Source organism: Streptomonospora nanhaiensis (assembly GCF_026642255.1).
Classification (GTDB): domain Bacteria; phylum Actinomycetota; class Actinomycetes; order Streptosporangiales; family Streptosporangiaceae; genus Nocardiopsis; species Nocardiopsis tropica.
The window spans coordinates 5,760,689-5,776,187 of record NZ_CP113264.1 but is presented as its reverse complement, the minus strand read 5'-3'; the positions used below and the strand labels follow the sequence as shown (position 1 = coordinate 5,776,187).

General features: G+C 69.9%; 16 protein-coding genes, 2 tRNA genes and 1 pseudogene. 14 read left to right on the top strand and 5 right to left on the bottom strand.

The window, feature by feature from the left end; genetic code table 11:
• Positions 1-31: 31 nt before the first annotated feature.
• Positions 32-1,018, bottom strand: coding sequence for a MurR/RpiR family transcriptional regulator (locus tag OUQ99_RS24865; protein ID WP_267946204.1), 987 nt, complete (start codon positions 1,016-1,018; stop codon positions 32-34).
• A gap of 198 nt (positions 1,019-1,216) precedes the next feature.
• Here OUQ99_RS24865 and OUQ99_RS24860 point away from each other — a divergent pair, with 198 nt between their 5' ends.
• The 6 genes from OUQ99_RS24860 to OUQ99_RS24835 all read left to right on the top strand — a co-directional run bounded on the left by OUQ99_RS24860 (position 1,217) and on the right by OUQ99_RS24835 (position 5,688).
• The gene (locus OUQ99_RS24860; protein WP_431061445.1) at positions 1,217-3,142 is read left to right on the top strand and encodes a BTAD domain-containing putative transcriptional regulator; all 1,926 of its coding nucleotides are present in this window, start codon (positions 1,217-1,219) and stop codon (positions 3,140-3,142) included.
• Between the two features lie 151 nt (positions 3,143-3,293).
• A complete protein-coding gene (locus tag OUQ99_RS24855) occupies positions 3,294-3,479 on the top strand; it encodes a hypothetical protein (protein WP_267946203.1) in 186 nt (61 codons plus the stop codon).
• Between the two features lie 138 nt (positions 3,480-3,617).
• A tRNA-Lys gene (locus OUQ99_RS24850) sits at positions 3,618-3,690 on the top strand.
• A gap of 176 nt (positions 3,691-3,866) precedes the next feature.
• Positions 3,867-3,939, top strand: a tRNA-Lys gene (locus OUQ99_RS24845).
• Between the two features lie 433 nt (positions 3,940-4,372).
• Positions 4,373-4,855, top strand: a complete 483-nt coding sequence (locus tag OUQ99_RS24840) for a septum formation family protein (RefSeq protein ID WP_267946202.1) — start codon at positions 4,373-4,375, stop codon at positions 4,853-4,855.
• A 248-nt stretch (positions 4,856-5,103) separates the two neighbouring features.
• Complete coding sequence (locus OUQ99_RS24835; RefSeq protein WP_267946201.1) at positions 5,104-5,688, top strand: septum formation family protein; 585 nt, start codon at positions 5,104-5,106, stop codon at positions 5,686-5,688.
• Positions 5,689-5,968: 280 nt separating this feature from the next.
• Here the strand turns inward: OUQ99_RS24835 and OUQ99_RS24830 are convergent, their stop codons facing one another.
• From OUQ99_RS24830 to OUQ99_RS24815, 4 genes are all read right to left on the bottom strand, one after another.
• On the bottom strand, positions 5,969-7,588 hold the full coding sequence (locus tag OUQ99_RS24830) for an alpha/beta hydrolase (protein ID WP_267946200.1): 1,620 nt from the start codon (positions 7,586-7,588) through the stop codon (positions 5,969-5,971).
• 398 nt (positions 7,589-7,986) lie between these two features.
• On the bottom strand, positions 7,987-8,253 hold the full coding sequence (locus OUQ99_RS24825; RefSeq protein WP_267946199.1) for a DUF397 domain-containing protein: 267 nt from the start codon (positions 8,251-8,253) through the stop codon (positions 7,987-7,989).
• 278 nt (positions 8,254-8,531) lie between these two features.
• Positions 8,532-8,711: a DUF397 domain-containing protein gene (locus tag OUQ99_RS24820; protein WP_267946198.1), complete on the bottom strand. Its 180-nt coding sequence runs from the start codon at positions 8,709-8,711 to the stop codon at positions 8,532-8,534.
• Entirely contained in the window at positions 8,708-9,529 is an 822-nt protein-coding gene (locus OUQ99_RS24815) for a helix-turn-helix domain-containing protein (RefSeq protein ID WP_267946197.1), read from the bottom strand. Before OUQ99_RS24815 ends, OUQ99_RS24820 begins: the two co-directional genes overlap by 4 nt.
• Positions 9,530-9,850: 321 nt before the next feature.
• On the opposite strand from OUQ99_RS24815, the gene OUQ99_RS24810 reads away from it, so the two are divergent.
• The 8 genes and pseudogenes from OUQ99_RS24810 to OUQ99_RS24775 all read left to right on the top strand — a co-directional run bounded on the left by OUQ99_RS24810 (position 9,851) and on the right by OUQ99_RS24775 (position 15,191).
• Complete coding sequence (locus OUQ99_RS24810; protein WP_267946196.1) at positions 9,851-10,282, top strand: ATP-binding protein; 432 nt, start codon at positions 9,851-9,853, stop codon at positions 10,280-10,282.
• Positions 10,279-10,503, top strand: a complete 225-nt coding sequence (locus OUQ99_RS24805) for a hypothetical protein (RefSeq protein WP_267946195.1) — start codon at positions 10,279-10,281, stop codon at positions 10,501-10,503. The genes OUQ99_RS24810 and OUQ99_RS24805 overlap by 4 nt, the downstream gene beginning before the upstream one ends.
• Before the next feature lie 174 nt (positions 10,504-10,677).
• Positions 10,678-10,887, top strand: a pseudogene (locus OUQ99_RS24800) (BldC family transcriptional regulator); the annotation flags it as partial.
• Positions 10,888-11,099: 212 nt separating this feature from the next.
• A complete protein-coding gene (locus OUQ99_RS24795) occupies positions 11,100-11,381 on the top strand; it encodes a hypothetical protein (RefSeq protein ID WP_267946194.1) in 282 nt (93 codons plus the stop codon).
• Between the two features lie 208 nt (positions 11,382-11,589).
• A complete protein-coding gene (locus OUQ99_RS24790) occupies positions 11,590-12,270 on the top strand; it encodes a dTMP kinase (protein ID WP_267946193.1) in 681 nt (226 codons plus the stop codon).
• A 1-nt stretch (position 12,271) separates the two neighbouring features.
• The gene (locus OUQ99_RS24785) at positions 12,272-13,582 is read left to right on the top strand and encodes a B12-binding domain-containing radical SAM protein (protein ID WP_267946192.1); all 1,311 of its coding nucleotides are present in this window, start codon (positions 12,272-12,274) and stop codon (positions 13,580-13,582) included.
• Positions 13,583-13,627: 45 nt separating this feature from the next.
• Positions 13,628-14,800 (top strand): DNA glycosylase AlkZ-like family protein, encoded by a 1,173-nt coding sequence (locus tag OUQ99_RS24780; RefSeq protein ID WP_267946191.1) that lies wholly within the window; start codon positions 13,628-13,630, stop codon positions 14,798-14,800.
• Positions 14,801-14,870: 70 nt separating this feature from the next.
• The gene (locus OUQ99_RS24775) at positions 14,871-15,191 is read left to right on the top strand and encodes a MazG nucleotide pyrophosphohydrolase domain-containing protein (protein WP_267946190.1); all 321 of its coding nucleotides are present in this window, start codon (positions 14,871-14,873) and stop codon (positions 15,189-15,191) included.
• Positions 15,192-15,499: the final 308 nt, after the last annotated feature.

Sequence of the window (15,499 nt, the reverse complement as noted above, 5' to 3'; positions counted from 1 at the left end):
AAACCGGGCGACGGGGCCGGACGCGCGCCGGTCAGTCGTCGTTTCCGTCGGTGCTCCTGCTGCCGGGGGAGTCCCCCCGGCGGCGTCTGCGGTCGTCGTTGATCCGCAGGCCCCGCACAGCCTCGAAGGTGGTCTCCAACGCGGTGCGGCTGTCGGTGTAGCGGCTCTGGGCCAGGCCCACGAACAGGCAGTCCACGACGGTCAGCTGGGCGAGCCTGCTCGCGGTCGCCCCGGACCGGAACGTGGTCTCCCGCGCCGCCGTGGTCAGCACGTGGTCGGCGAACCCGATCGCGGACCGGGGGAAGTTGGTGATGGCGACGGTCCGCGCCCCTCGCCTGCCCGCCTCGGTCAGCGCCTGGACCGTGTCGATGGTCGAGCCGGAGTGGGAGATGCCGATGGCGACGTCCCGCTCGTCGAGGAGGGCGGCGCTGGTGAGCATGACGTGCGCGTCGGACCACGCGAACGAGGTCATCCCGATCCGGTGCAGCTTCTGCTGGAGGTCGGCGCCGACGAACGCGCTCGCCCCCACCCCGTACACGTCGATGCGCCGCGCGCCCGCCATCGTGTCGATGACCGTGCGCAGGACGTCCACGTCCAGGGCCGCCCCGGTCTCCTCGACGGCGCGCGCGTCGGTGTAGGCGATCTTCTGGACCACCGTGACGAGCGTGTCGTCGGGGTTGATGTCGCTGGACAGCTCGGGGGAGCCGGAGCGGGCGCCGCGGGCCTGCCCGGCCTCCGTGGCCAGCGCCAGGCGCAGCTCCCGGTACCCGCTGAAGTCGATGGTGCGGCAGAACCGGATCACCGTCGCCTCGGAGGTGGCGCAGTCCTTGGCGAGCTGGGTGATGGAGGAGGCCGCGGCCCTCTCGGGGTCGTCGATGACGCGCTGGGCGACCCGCCGCTCGGCGGGCGCGAGGGAGGGCAGGAGCGACCGTATGCGGAGCACCGTCGTGGGGACGGGCGAGACGGAGAGCGCCCCGGTCTCCGGTAGGTCGCCCGAAGGCTTCGGAATTTGCGCCATGGAGGAAAGTTTCTTTCGGTCGTGGTGCAGAGTCAACGCAGTGGAGGGAAAAAGCGGGAGAATCAAGGATTTCAAGGGACGGTCGCGGCAGCAAGTATCCACCCTCCGATTGCGGGATCCCAGCTCAGGCGGCACCCTGGGGGCGGGGGCGTCGCGGTTCATCCGTCACGCGCGCAACCCGCCAGGGGGGATGGTGCCGTGTCGCCGAGCGACTCGGAAGGACGGCGGTCCGGATCGGCCGCCGGGACCGGCGCGACGGCCGGCACGCGGCCGGTCGACCGCGGGGCCGGGGGGCTCCACGTCGGGCTGCTGGGGCAGTTCGGCGTCGAGGTCGCAGGGGTGCCGCTGAACCTGCGCGGGGACAAGCGCCGCGCCCTGCTCGCCTCGCTCCTCCTCAACGCGGGGAGCACCGTCCCCACCGCCCACCTCGTCGAGCGGATCTGGGACGCCCCGCCCACCCAGGCCAACCGCAGCGCCCTCCAGGTCCACGTCGCCCGTGCCCGCGCGCTGTTCGAGCACCACTGCGGCACGCCGCTCATCCGCGGCGGGAACGGCGGCTACCGCATCGACCTCGCCGAGGAGCAGTCCGACCTCCTGCGCTTTCGGGCACTGGTCGGGAGCGCGGCCGACGCCGCGGCGCGGGGCGACCGCGGGGCCCGCACCGAACTCCTCATCCGGGCCCTGGGCCTGTGGCGCGGCCCGGTCCTGGCCGACGTGGCCAGCCCCGTCCTGCACTCCCGCGACGTGCCTCCCCTCACCGAGGAGCTGCTGCGCGCCGCGGAGGAGGGCTTCGGCGGGGCCCTGGCGCGCGGCGACCACGAGCGGGTGGCCGACCAGATCCGGCCGATCGCCACCGACCACCCCGAGCGCGAGCCCCTCATCCGCGTCCAGATGATCGCCCTCTACCGCAGCGGCCGTCCCAGCGAGGCCCTGCGTGTGTACGCGCGCACCCGCGACGCCCTGGTCGAGCGCCTCGGCGCCGACCCGGGACGCGAACTCCAGGAGACCTTCCACGGCATCCTGCGCGGGGACCTGGACCCCCCGTCGGAGCACGGGCCCGCGCGGCCCCCGGGGCACGACGCGCACCGCGACCCGCTCGCGCGCATCCCGCGCCAGAGGGCCCTGGTCCGCGGCGCGGGGACGCCCGCGGAGGACACCGGCGCCTGCGCCGGCGCGGACGCGGCCCCGGGGGGACCCGCGGGCCGGTGCGTCCGGGCGGAGGAGCCGGCGCCCGATCCGGTCCGGCCCCCCGCCAGGGTGCCCGGCTCCGTCACGCCCTCCGAGCTGCCCTCCGCCCCCGCCGTCCTGGTGGGGCGCGACGGGGCCCTGGCCGAACTCGACCGGCTCGTCGACCCGCGCGGGGGCACCCCCGGCAGCGTGCTCGTGCGCGGCCCGGCCGGGGCGGGGAGCAGCGCCCTGGCGCTGCGCTGGGCGCACGCGGTGGCGCCGCACTTCCCGGACGGCCAGCTGTACGTCAACCTGCGCGACGGCGACGGCTCCCCGCGCGACACGGCCGAGGTCCTGCGCCGGCTGGTGCGCTCCCTGTCCTCGGGGTGGCACGGCACGGGCATCCTGGACGCCGAGGACGCCGCGGCCCGCGTCCGCACGCTCCTGGCGCGCAGACGCGTCCTGCTGATCCTGGACAATGCGGCCACCAGCCGCCAGGTGCGGCCCCTGCTGCCCGGCGGCGCCGGTTGCGCCGCGGTGGTCACCAGCCGGAACTGGCTGACCGACCTGCTGGTGCGCGACGGGCTCCGCGCGCTCCCGGTGGGGGCGCTGCCGCCGGGGGCCGCCGTCGAACTGCTCCGCTCACAGATCGGTGCGGACCGGTGCCGGGAGACGGTGCTGCGGCGCCTCGCCCACCTGGCGGGATACCTGCCGCTGCCGCTGCGGATGGCCGTGGCCTGGTTCGACACCAACCCGCACGCGTCCGGCTCGGAGCTGGTGCGGAGCCTTGAGGAGGCGGGCCCGGCACGCGGCGTCACTCCCACGGCCCGGATGGCCGCCGTGCTGCGTACCGGGCCCGGGACGGGCCGCCACGGCCGCGGGGAAGTACCGGTCGGAGCGGACCCGCCCGGCACAAGTGTGGGACAGGCGTCTTACGTTCGGCTTTCACCCGGATGAGGACTGCCCGCCCTGCGGTTGGCCGGGAGGTGGGCGGAGCGTGGCGGCCCGTGGACGCGGCGCGAACGGAAAACCAAGCACCGGTGGTGAAATCGGTCGGATTTGTCTACGGGGGTCCGCTGGGGTCGCACGAGTCGCTAGTGTCAACCCCATGACACAGAACAATGATCCCAACCTGGACCCGGCGGGCAACACCCAGCACTTCCGCCGCTTCGTCGACGAGAACCCGGAGCCCGAGGAGCCCGCGCGCCGCCCGATCCTGCCGCTGGTGCTGGCGGGCGTCGGCGTGGTCCTGGCGATCGCGGTGGTCGTCGCGCTGGTCCTGGCCTTCTCCTAGGACCCCTGTCGGGCTCTGGCGGCACGGGGCGGACCCGCCGGTCGGTCCGGAACCGGTTCGCGACCGCCCCGCGGTCCTGCTAGAGTTAACGACGTCGCCAGGGGGTACGGGCCACGGTCCGGCACCCGGGAGCGGCGGGCGTCATTAGCTCAATTGGCAGAGCAGCTGACTCTTAATCAGCGGGTTCGGGGTTCAAGTCCCTGATGACGCACAGCGGGTCGGCCCCGGCGGGAGGCATCACCTCCCGCCGGGGCCGACCGCTTCCGAGGTCCCCGGCTCCGCCGGGTGGTGTGCCCCACATCGGGGCCTCGGAGGCGCGGAGTGCTCCACGGTTCCGGTAGAGTTCAATCCGTCGCAACGAGGGCGAGAGCCCGCGCGGGACGACAGGCGTCATTAGCTCAATTGGCAGAGCAGCTGACTCTTAATCAGCGGGTTCGGGGTTCAAGTCCCTGATGACGCACACGATCCGAGACCCCGATCGATTCCGATCGGGGTCTCGTGCTTTCCCGGGACCGAATTCGCCGATCGCCCTTTCCCTGTTTTTCGCGTCCTCCTTTCCCTACTCCCCGAATTCGCGCTGACGCATTCTGTGCCCTTGGCGTCCCGTGCGGAACGGCGTCCCTTTCGGGGGGTCGTTCGCCGCTTCCGGCAGCGGTCGGTGGTGATGTGCGGCACCTCGAACTGTCGTAGCCGGATGGTCTCCTGCGTTCGGTGCCCGAGATCCCCTTGGGTCCACGGCATCGCAGCTCAGTCAATGCGCATCGTGACCGTTCGGTCTCATGAGGTGACCTCCCTAATGAGATTGACATAAATCCCCTGGTGGGGAAATGTTGCGTTTCTGCCGCCTCTCTCGGAGAGGCAAGAACCCCTTGTACCAACCCCGGAGAATCCCCATGTCTGTTTCCCCCGTCCTGCGCGCCACCGGTCTGTCCGCGCTCGCCCTCGGCTCCGTCCTCGCCCTCAGCGGCTGCGGCGCCATCACCTCCCTCATCGGCGGCGGCAACGTCTTCGACATCAGCGTCGGCGACTGCTTCGTCGAGTCCGAGATGGACGCGGCCTTCGCCACGGGCGAGGTCAGCGACGTCCCCCTGGTCGAGTGCACCGAGGAGCACGACGCCGAGGTCTACTACACCGAGGACCTGCCCGAGGGCGACTTCCCGGGCACGGAGTCGGTCAACGCCTCCACGGAGGAGATCTGCTACGGGGACAACTTCACCGACTTCGTCGGCGTCTCCTACGAAGAGTCCGAGATCTACGCCGGCGCGCTCTTCCCGACCGAGGAGAGCTGGAACCAGATGGACGACCGCGAGGTCGCCTGCTACCTGACCACCAGCGGTGAGATGGTCACCGGCACCCTCTCCGGCGCCAACCGCTAGACCCGCTGAACCCGCTGGACCCGCGAGTACCGCGCACCTCCGGTGACGGGCCCTGCTCCAGCCCGCGCCGCCCCGCGCCGCTGTTCACCTGCGGCGATGGAGAGCACGTCGCGACCGGAGAATTCAAAAATTCTGATTCGCCCCGTCTTGGGCTGAAACCTTCTCCGTGTCACGTGCATCTTGATACATGTCGCCGACCCTCCCCCGAGTCGGTAGCAAGCAACCCTCGAACTGGTGGAGTACTACTCATGTCCGCAACGCGCCGCCCGCTGCTCGGCCGCATCACTATCGGGATCCTGGCCGTCGGCGCCTCGCTGTCCCTCTCCGCATGTGGCCAGCTTCCCCTGCTGCCCCCCGCCCTCACCGGCGGGGCCGAGGTCTCCCCCGAACCGGTCGAGACCAGCGAGACCCCCGAGACCCCCGCCCCGGAGCCCGTGGAGTCCGAGGAGCCCGCCGGCGCCTCCGACACGGACGTCTTCAACGTCGGTCTGGGCGACTGCCTGAACGAGATGACGCAGAACACGGACGACCAGATCTCCGAGGTTCCCATCATCGACTGCGCAGAGCCCCACGACTACGAGGTCTACCACGTGGAGGACATCGCGGAGTCGGGCGACTACCCGGGCGACACCGCCGTCCAGGAGGCCGCCAACACCATCTGCCTCGACGCCTTCGACGCCTGGGTGGGCATGGCCTACGCCGAGTCCGGCATCGACTACACGCCGCTGTACCCCGTCGAGGAGGGCTGGAACCTGGGCGACCGCGAGGTCCTCTGCCTGGCCTACGACATGGCCGGCCAGGTCGAGGGCACCCTCGCGGGCGCCGCGTACTAGCGCCGGGACCGGACAGCGCTCCGGTCCTGCGGCACGACCCGGCTCCTGTCCTTGTCGCGGGCAACTGCGACGAACCCCGCGACAAGCACAGGATCCTTCCCGGCGGACCTCGTCCGCGGCCCCGGACATGCCTCCGGCAGGCGCACGACGAGCACGGGACCCGGCCCTTACCGGTCCCGGTCCGCACCGCATGACGAACGGCCCGCACCGCACGGTGCGGGCCGTTCGCGTTCTCCGGGGGAGGGGCTCAGGTCGTCCCCTCCCCCGGACCGGTTCCCGGTCAGACCCCGGAGCCGCCCGTGGCGGGCAGGAGCAGCGGGGCGACGGGCTCGGCCGGTTCCTGCGCGAACGCCTCGGCGGTCTCGGCCGCCGGGGCCGGTTCCGCGGGCGGAAGGCCCTGGCAGGTGACGTCGGCCGGGGCCTCGCCGTCCACCAGGTAGGCGTCCACGGCGTCCCTCACGCACGGCAGGCCGAAGGAGTGGTAGAAGCCGTGCCCGCCGTCCCCGGCCACCGTGACCAGCGGGTTGTCCAGGCGTTCGGCCATGGCCACGCCGTCCTCGTAGGGGGTGTTGGCGTCCAGCTCACCGGCGATGACCAGGCCCCGCGGGTAGCCGTCGCGCTCGGCGTCGACCGCGGGTTCGGGCCGGTCGACGGTGCTGAAGGCGCACGGGTGGGGGGAGGCCCACCCCGCGCCGCTCCCGTAGGGGTGCTCCTCCCGGTACACGCGGCTGTCCTCCCGGTACACGCTGAGCCGGCCGGGCCACTCCGTCTCGCACAGGACCGCGGTCTGGAGGTCCGGCGTGAAGGTGTCGCCCACCACAGGGCTGTAGGCGATGCTCAGGGTTTCGTACCCCTCGGGCAGCGGCTCGTCGTTGACGAGGAACCACTGGAACGAGGCGAACGCGTCCCACGAGGCCTGGAACCGCGCGTGGAAGCCGATGTCCATGTCGAAGAAGTTGTTCTCGTACCCCGGCATGGGGGAGTCCTCGCCGAGCGGCTCCTCCCGGAGCCGCGCGGAGGTGGCGTCGAGCGTCTCCCGCACGTCGTCCGCGGTGGTACCGAAGCCGTACAGGTCGTCGTGCTCGGCGAGCCAGGCCGCGTACCGGTCCATGTTGGCGCTGAAGGCCGGGGCCTGGCCCATGAGGGCGTCGCGCGACACGCCCTCGGGGCGGGTGGCGGAGTCCAGGACGCTGCGGTCCATCCGCTCGGGGAAGAGGGTGCCGTACACCGCGCCCAGGTACGTGCCGTAGGAGCCGCCGAGGTAGTTGAGCTTCTCCTCGCCCAGCGCGGCGCGGATGACGTCCATGTCCCGGGCGGTGTTCGCGGTGCTCATGTGCGGGAGCAGGTCGCCCTGGGTGCGCTCGCAGGTGCGCTGGTAGTCGACCGCGGCCCTGGTCATGGCGGAGAACTCGGCGTCGGTCGGGCGCGTGAAGAAGGGCAGGGGGCCGGCACCGCAGTCCACGCGGGGTGAGGACGCGCCGGTGCCGCGGGGGTCCATGCCGATGATGTCGTACACCTCGGCCGCACGCGTGTCCCCGAGGGCCCAGCCGGCTGCGGGGTTGTCCGCGAGGGAGAGGGGGACGGCGCGCCCGTGGCCTCCGGGGCCACCGGGGTTGGTGAGGAGGATGCCGCGCCGCCGTTCGGCGTCGTCGGCGGTCCCGCGGCTGACGGCCACGGTGATGCGCGTGCCGCCGGGATCCGCGTAGTCGAGGGGGACCTCGATGTCGGCGCACTCCAGGCCGGGGAGTTCGGCCTCGGTGCAGGGGGCCCACGCGACGTCCTGGTCGTAGAACTGCGCGAGGGCGGTTTCTGCGGGGGCGGGGGCGGCGGGGTCGGCCGCGGCGGGCGACCCCGCCGCGAGGGAGGTGGTGAGGGCGGCCGTCAGGACGCTCGCGGCCAAGGGGATCGTGCGTGCTCGGCGCACAGGGGTGGCCTCCGCTTTCGGTCTCGTTCCGGGGGGAACGGGGTCGTGTGCTTCGGAGGCACCACGGTACGAACCGGACGTACGTGTGCAACATTGACGAATGTCATGGATCCGGCCCATGGCCGGATGCGGACAGTGACGTGCCGCGCCGACGGTGTCGGCTCGCCGGAGGCTCCGGGGTCGGCGGGCCGGGGGCGGTGGCCCGGGCGGCCCGTACGTGTGGGCCTCCGCCCCGCACCCCGCCCCCGCCCCCGATGATCTTGTACCTATAGACGTTCTCGACGCCCAACTGCGCTATAAGTACAAGATCATCGGGGGTGGAGACCGGGGTGGAGACCGGGGGTGGAGAGGGTCAGGGCCGTGGACCTTTCCGGTCAGCGCGCCCAGATCCGGACGGTCCTGTTGAGGAAGGCGCTCCACTCCCGGCCGGGGAAGGCGAGGGTGGCCAGGTCGCGGTGGCGGGTGTCGCGCAGGAACACCGCACCGGCGACGGCCGTCTCGTTGACCTCGACGCAGTCACCTTGGGCGCCGCTGTAGGGGGACGTGTGCCAACCGACCAAGGTCCCGTTGACCTCGACGCAGTCTCCGCGAGCACCGCTGTAGCTGCTCTTGCGCCAACCGCCGTCGGGGATCACCGCCATGTCAGCCTCCCCAGGCTTCTGACAGCACATGGGGCGAGGCTACCGGCACGTGATGCGTCGTAGACAGGCCGTCGTGCGGTGACGGCCGGACGGGAAGCGGTTGGAAGCGTTGGCCGTGGCGGCGGAGGCGTGGGCGGAGCACCTGGGCGGCAGGTAGGAGGGTGGGGCCTTCGGTCCTAGTGGTGTGTCCTGGCCCGGGGTAGCCTGAACCGGCTGAACACGAGAACCGCACCCCGTCACCAACACTGACGGGGTGCGGTTTTTCGCGTTCGTGGGGGCTACCAGCCGCGCACCGCCGCCAGCAGGGCGGTCCACTCGGGGGCCGGGGCCTCCAGGTGGCCGAGCGGCCGGTTCTGGGTGTCGCGCACCAGGACCGCGGCCTGATCGCGGCGGGCTTCCAGGCAGTTGCCGCCGTTCGCGTTGCTGTAGGTGGACTTGTTCCAGTCCTCGGTCATCATGTGATGCTGCCTCGAATCTCTTCCATGCGGGACCGTGACGCGGGTACCGGCAGAGCGGAGCTTCCCAGGTCCGCGAATATCCGCTCGTAGCTTGCCACAACCTCTTGCTGCTTGAGTGACACCCCGGTCTCCTGGCTTTCGACGTAGACGAACGGGTGGCTGTCCGGTACCTCAATCAGCGTAAAGGACCCGCCCAGGCCCGCATGTCCTTCGGTCGCGATCGGCACCACCTGGATCTTGACCCGAGGAAGGCGGGACATGTCGATAAGGCGGCTGATTTGGTCCTTCATCACCTGGGGGTCACGGAAGCGGCGCAGAAGCACCACTTCGTCCAGGAGCAACATCAACGCAGGTGGGTGGGCCTGTTCCAGAACTTGTTGACGATGCTGCCTGGCCTTGACGATGTGATCGAAGCTGCTCTGAGGGGCTTCCGGCTTCGCGATCTCGTTGATGGCCCTGACATAGCCCTCGGTTTGGAACAGTCCAGGAACCAGGCCGTGGGAGTACTCACGGATCTTGACAGCCGTCTGCTCCGCTTCTGCCACTTCGCGGAAGTACGCGGTCATGCCGAAGCCGGAGAACACCGCATCCCACGCGTCCATGAGAACACCCCGCGCGGTAAGAGCGTGATCCAGGCGAACCACTGGTTCCCGACGCGTCCCCTTTTTCCCGAGTTCCAAATCGCTGACCGTGCTCTGGGAAACGGTGGCGAGAGCGGCAAGTTCCTGCTGAGAGAGCCCTGCCTGACCTCGGAGTTTCCTGAGCAGCCTTCCAAAGCGAAGCCGTGCAGCTTCTTCGCTCTCCTCCGTTTTCCTCAAAGCATCACTCGCTTACCCAACGGAACCGCTGGTCATAGAACTTTTACCGTCTTGGGCGGTAATCATAGACCGAGAGGCGGTTCAGTTGGCAAGGTTCATGATGAAGGGCCTTCCCGGCTGAGGTGGACGGTAGACGGGCGATGTTTTATCCGCTGCTGCCTGTAGGGAAATAGGCCCACAAGGACACAAAAGAGCCCCGGAAGCCGATTCGAGGCGGCCTCCGAGGCAAAAGCCCCACCTGTCACGCAATGACACGAGGTGAGACGATTGAAGCCTATCGCCGCTTCGGCACCGCAGCCAGATCCCGGGTCCGAGCCCAAAGTGCCGTACCCGCATCGGATCGGGTTCTCCGAGCCCCACCGGCACGGCATCCTCCTGGGACACGAGCGGGGCTGTACCGCCCTGGCCGCGTGGGTGCCCACGGTGGTTTCCCGCCGGGCGAGGAAACCGGTCTTCCTGGTGGCCGAGGCGCTGGTGTCGAACGCCCGCAAGCACTCCCGTTCGGGGGACCCCGGCGGGACCGTGCGGGTGGTCATCGACGTCAACCCGTTCCTGGTCGGCGTCGCCGTGACCGACAACGGCCCCCGGGGCGACACCGTCATCCCCTACCCGCGTCTGGGCGATGTCCGGCAGGCTCCGCTTCCCGGTCTGCACCTGGTGGACCACCTGGCCGTGTACTGGGAGTGGGACTGGGCGTGGAAGGGCGCCGGGGCGGGGCCGTTGACGGTGCGCGCGGTGGTCGAGAACCCGTGAGGTGGCATCCCGGGCAGGACCGCGAGTACCGGCAGGTGGCCGCATCGCTCACCTACCACCACCCGGGCTGGTGGGTGATGTGGTCGTACTCCCTGCGTATGTGGGTGGCGTTCTTCCTCGGCCCCGCCACGGTGGCGCCGCTGCGCTGCGCCAACCCTGACCGGCTCTCCCGGCAGATGCGGCACGTGACCCGTACGGTCGCCTCCGGCCGCTCCCCCTGAGAACCTCCTCCGGGCGGCACCGTTGCGCCCGGAGGTTCCCAGCCCGGTGCGTACGCACCGGGCCGCGGGGCCGCCGCCGAAAAGGGGGGCCGGCGGCCCCGCCCCTCAGACCCGGGGCCGGTCGTACTTCCCCGGACCGGACCCGGCCCCCGCCCCTCGACACGAACGACACCGATGGAGAACCACGTGCCCACCGCGCCCCTGCCCGACCTGGTCGAGACCGCCGACGCCCTGCTCACCCCCGGCGAAATCGCCCGTCTCTTCCGTGTCGACCCCAAGACCGTCACCCGCTGGGAGAAGGACGGCCGCCTCGCCTCGGTCAAAACCCTGGGCGGGCACCGCCGCTACCCCAAGGCACAGATCACCCACGCTCTGAACGCCGGAACGGGCAGCACCGAGGTCGTCCGCGCCCTGGAGGCGGTCCACGCCCTGGCCCTGGAAACCGGGGCGATGGGCGACGCCGGACACGTCGCGACCCTCATCGAGACCCTGCGCGCCGGGAAGTCCGCACCGCAGCCCTGACCCGCCCGCACTGGGGCCTGGACACCACAGAGCCGGGCCTGCAACGGGCCCGCCCCGCAGGAAGAAGGACACTGGTGATCACTCGGTCCAGGCCCCCTTACGCCAGCGACGGGACTCCGCTCGTGCCCCGCTACACCGAGCACGCCGAACGCCTCGCGTCCCGAACCATGCAGGAACGGGAACGAGCCGCCGCGGACGCCGCCGCCGGTCTGGCCCGCCTGGAACAGATCGCCGCCCAGCAGCAGTTCAACGCCGCCCAGGCCCGGCTGGAAGCCGCCCGCAGACGGGTCGAGGCCCAGGACACCGCCTGCCTGGGGGTGGCGATCCGCCACTGGTGCCAGCGCACGACCACGTGAAGTGCACACCACCACCGTTCTCGCTAAGAGCATGGTCGCGGCAGGGGCGAGCTGGATCAGCGGCACCGGCTACCGGGCTAGACGCCACCTGCTTGTCCCGATTCTGATGTAACGACTGCGGAAGCACTCATCCCTGCTTCGTCCCTGACGAAATGCCATACCCAACATTCCACCCTGATCGTGCCCACCCCCGCACCAGGAGGACCTTGTGGACAGGAACGAACACACTCTTGAACTGAACACCTCGCACACTGCCGTCCCCGGATTCCTCGTCTCGCTCGATGGGCCATCCGGAGTCGGCAAGACCACCACCGCCCGACACCTCCACAGCCTGCTCAACGCCGCAGGACACCGGACGATCCTCGAAGCGCAGCCCTCCGACTCCCCCATCGGGGAACTCGCCCGCCACAGCACACACACCATCCACGGCCTCGCGCTCACATGCCTGATGGCTGCCGACCGCTACCACCACTTGGCAACCACCCTCACCCCTCACCTGTTGGCCGGTCGGATCGTCGTGTGCGACCGCTACGTTCCGACTGCGTTCGTACTGGACCAACTCGACGGAGCCGCTCCCGAGTTCATCGCCTCCCTGTACCAGTACGCCCGCCCCGCCGACCTGTTCGTGTTCTTGACCGCGCCCGCACAGGTCTGCGCTGGCAGGGTCCGCGGTCGGGGCAGCAACTACAGCCGCTTCCACCACACGAACACCGCTGAGGCCGAGCGGGAACGCGCCCTGTTCGCTGAGACAGCGCAACGGTACCGGCACGCCGGTCTGCCCGTCCTGGAGCACTCCACCGAATCTTCGCCCCCCGAGGTCGTCGCGGCCCAGCTGGCTTCCCGGGTCAGCGCGGTGATTATCAACCGTCAGACCGAAAGGAACCGGTGACATGAAGGTGGTACTGCTCTACCCCGAGGTGTACGACATGGCCCGCTACAAGGAGGGGCGCCGGGAGTTCCCACCGTTCGGGGTGCTCTACCTGGCTTCGGTCATGGAGCAGGCCGGACACCAGGTGGCCATTGAACGCGTCACCCACACCCGTACCGGTCTGGACTTGACCGACTACGACGCCGTCGGGTTCAGTCTGGCGTCCTCGGCAACCTATGGGCTGATGCTCCAGGCTCGCAGGAATGCGAGTCTCGCCCCCGGCGCATTGGTGATGGTGGGCGGAGTCCACTGCAACTTCTACCCCGAGGAGTCCCTCGCCGACTTCAACGCACACGTGGCCGCGATCGGGGAAGCCGAGGACACCATCCTCGAACTCCTGGACCACGTCGACGACCGCGACTTCACCGGGGTGGCCGGGGTAGTGTTCCCGGGCGAGGGCCAACCCGTCCGCACACCGCCCCGGGTCCTGATGCGCGACATCGACAGGCTCCCCAACCCCGCCCGCCACCTGCTGCCCACCGAGGACTTCGTCCTCTCCGACCGGCTGGCCGGAACCGACGTGCGCATGGCCCACACCATGTTCAGCCGCGGTTGTCCCTTCCCCTGCTCGTTCTGCGCGGTCGCCCAGCGCCGAATGCAGTACCGGGGCGGCGCCTCGGCTCGCGCGGAGCTGGTGCACATGATCGAGGCCTACGGCATCGAGGGCTTCGCCATCGTGGACGACAACTTCATCGTCAACAAGTCCAAGGTCGCTGACATCTGCGAGCACATCACCGACCTTGGGCTGAGCTGGTCGGCGCTCTCCCGGGTGGACACCGTGGACCAGCCGCTGTTGGACAAGATGGCGCAGGCCGGGTGCATCGAGGTCAAGTACGGCGTCGAGTCCGGGAGCGAGCGTCTGCTGAAGGCGATGCGCAAGAACACGACCCAGGACAAGATCCGCCGCGCGGTTCACATGAGCGCGAACGCGGGCATCCAGGCGAAGGCGTTCATTATCCACGGCTACCCAGGGGAAAACACCGAGACCACCCGGGAGACCATCGCTCTGTTGCGCGAGCTGCGTCCCCAACTGGGCCGGGTATCGCTGTTCCGGTTTGTGCCACTGCCTGGGACGGAGGTGTACGACAACGCTCTCCTGCACCGGGTGCACGGCACTCACGTCCAACCGGGTTTCGACGGGGACTGGGAGAGGTTCCACATCCACCACAACGACCGGCACTGGTGGGGGACGCAGACCGACTGGGAGGAGACCCAGCGCTCCTACACCGAACTGAGGAACTTCGTCGAAGCCGAATGGGGTCCGCAAGCATGACGGTTCCGAATGATCGGAAAGGCCACGGCTGTTAACCTCCCGCCCATGACCCCCGAACTCGAACCATTGATCGTGGACACCCACCACCTGCCCGATGGTGAGGCGTCCCGGCTGTGGCAATGGGTGCTGGCCCGGCAAGGGCTGGCACCCCACACCCGCCTCGGGTCGGTGGAGGAAACCGCTGACCTTGCACTGGGCCTGCACGCCGCACGGCTACCCTCCCCGTTCCAGACCGTCGCCGCCCGGGTGAGCGACCCTTCCCAAGTTCTCCGACTGTTGAAGCCCGCCGGGCGGCGAGGCCTGGTAACGGTGCGGTGCATGCGCAAGACCCTGCATACCCTGCCCCTGCACCTGGCCTCGGCCGCTCACGCAGCCACCCGCCACTTCCGTGAGCGCGACGCGCTGCGCGCCGTGGTCAACGCCCACGTTTCCGAAGCCGACGTCGCCGCAGCCACCACCGACCTGGTCGCTCTGCTCGACCAGGACGGCCCGACCGGGCACCGGGACATCGAACGGCGCCTAGCCGTCGACGGCAGGTCCGTGGCGCTTGTGCGCGTGGCCCTCAAACTCGCTTGGGAGAGGGGTGTTCTCACCTACACCAACAGTTCTCCGGTGTGGAACCGCGAGCAGCGCACCTTCGCGCTCGCTATGCGCGCCTACCCGGGGCTGAACACCAGTATGGGACGGGAGGAGGGAACCGAGACGCTGATGTCCGCCTATCTGGATCGGTACGGCCCCGTGAGTATGCGCGACGCCACCTGGTGGTCCGCGCTTTCACGCCGCGACGTGGCACAGGCCTGGGTGCGGGCCGGGGTGAAGCTCGTCCAAGTGGTGGTGCCGGCGTGGTCACCGCACCCGATGGTCATGGGAGCGGACCGGTTCACCGAGTTCACCCAGGCCGGGGGCCAGGAGAGCGGAGTGCACCTGCTGGCGCACGAGGACGTAGCGCTCAAGGCCTACTTCGAGACCCGCACCCGTTACCTCGGTTCCCTGCCAGCGTCCAAGGCGTTCAACCAGATCGGGGAGGTACTTCCGACCGTGGTCCTCAACGGCCGAGTCGTCGGGACATGGGCGTGGGACCCCAAGGACAGCCGGGTCCGCCACAAGACGGTGCCTGGGATGGTCCCTGAGGGAGCACGGTCTCGGGTGCGGTCGACGGCGCGGCGGATGAGCGAGGCTCTTCGGTCGGGAGCGGGTCACGCCGTGGACACGGGCTGACCGGTTCCTCTCCTTCCACACACGCCCCGCTGGTAGCGTCCCTGCTCTCACAGCCGAGAAGGGACCACACATGGAGCCGCTACCCGAGCGCACGCTCACCCTGGAAGAGATCCAGGACTACGTGGCGAAGATGGAGGTGGAGCGCGGGTTCTCCGACAGCACCCTGATCGAACAGGCCCTGAAGCTGGCGGAGGAGACAGGCGAGGTGTGCAAGGCCGTGCGCAAACACTCCTCGCTCGGCGTCGATCCCAACAGCGCCGTGGGCGGCCTGGGGGAGGAGCTCGCCGACGTGCTGATCTACATCGCGGCTCTCGCGAACAGGACAGGCATCGACTTGAGCAGGGCGTTGCGCGAGAAGGAGTCGGTGAACGCCAAACGCACCTGGCAGTAAGGCGTGGGGGCGGACGCGGTGAGCCCGTCTTCGGCCCGGGAAGACGCTGAAGCGTCGGGCGGGACCCAAGCCCCCTCCTGAATCAGCGTGTCCTCTGTCTTCCGCGGGAAGAGGAGATTCGCACCGTTCCGACAAAGCCAACGATTCCGTCATTGCGGATTATTCAGACGGCGCTGGTGTCCTGATCCGACCCTCTCACCCTCTCCCGGCCTCTCCTGACCTGCGGGGAAACGGCGATCCGCATATTACCCCGGGGTAGTTCGCGAAAAAGCACGCCGCCACCCCACCCCTGCCCCTACTCTGGCCCC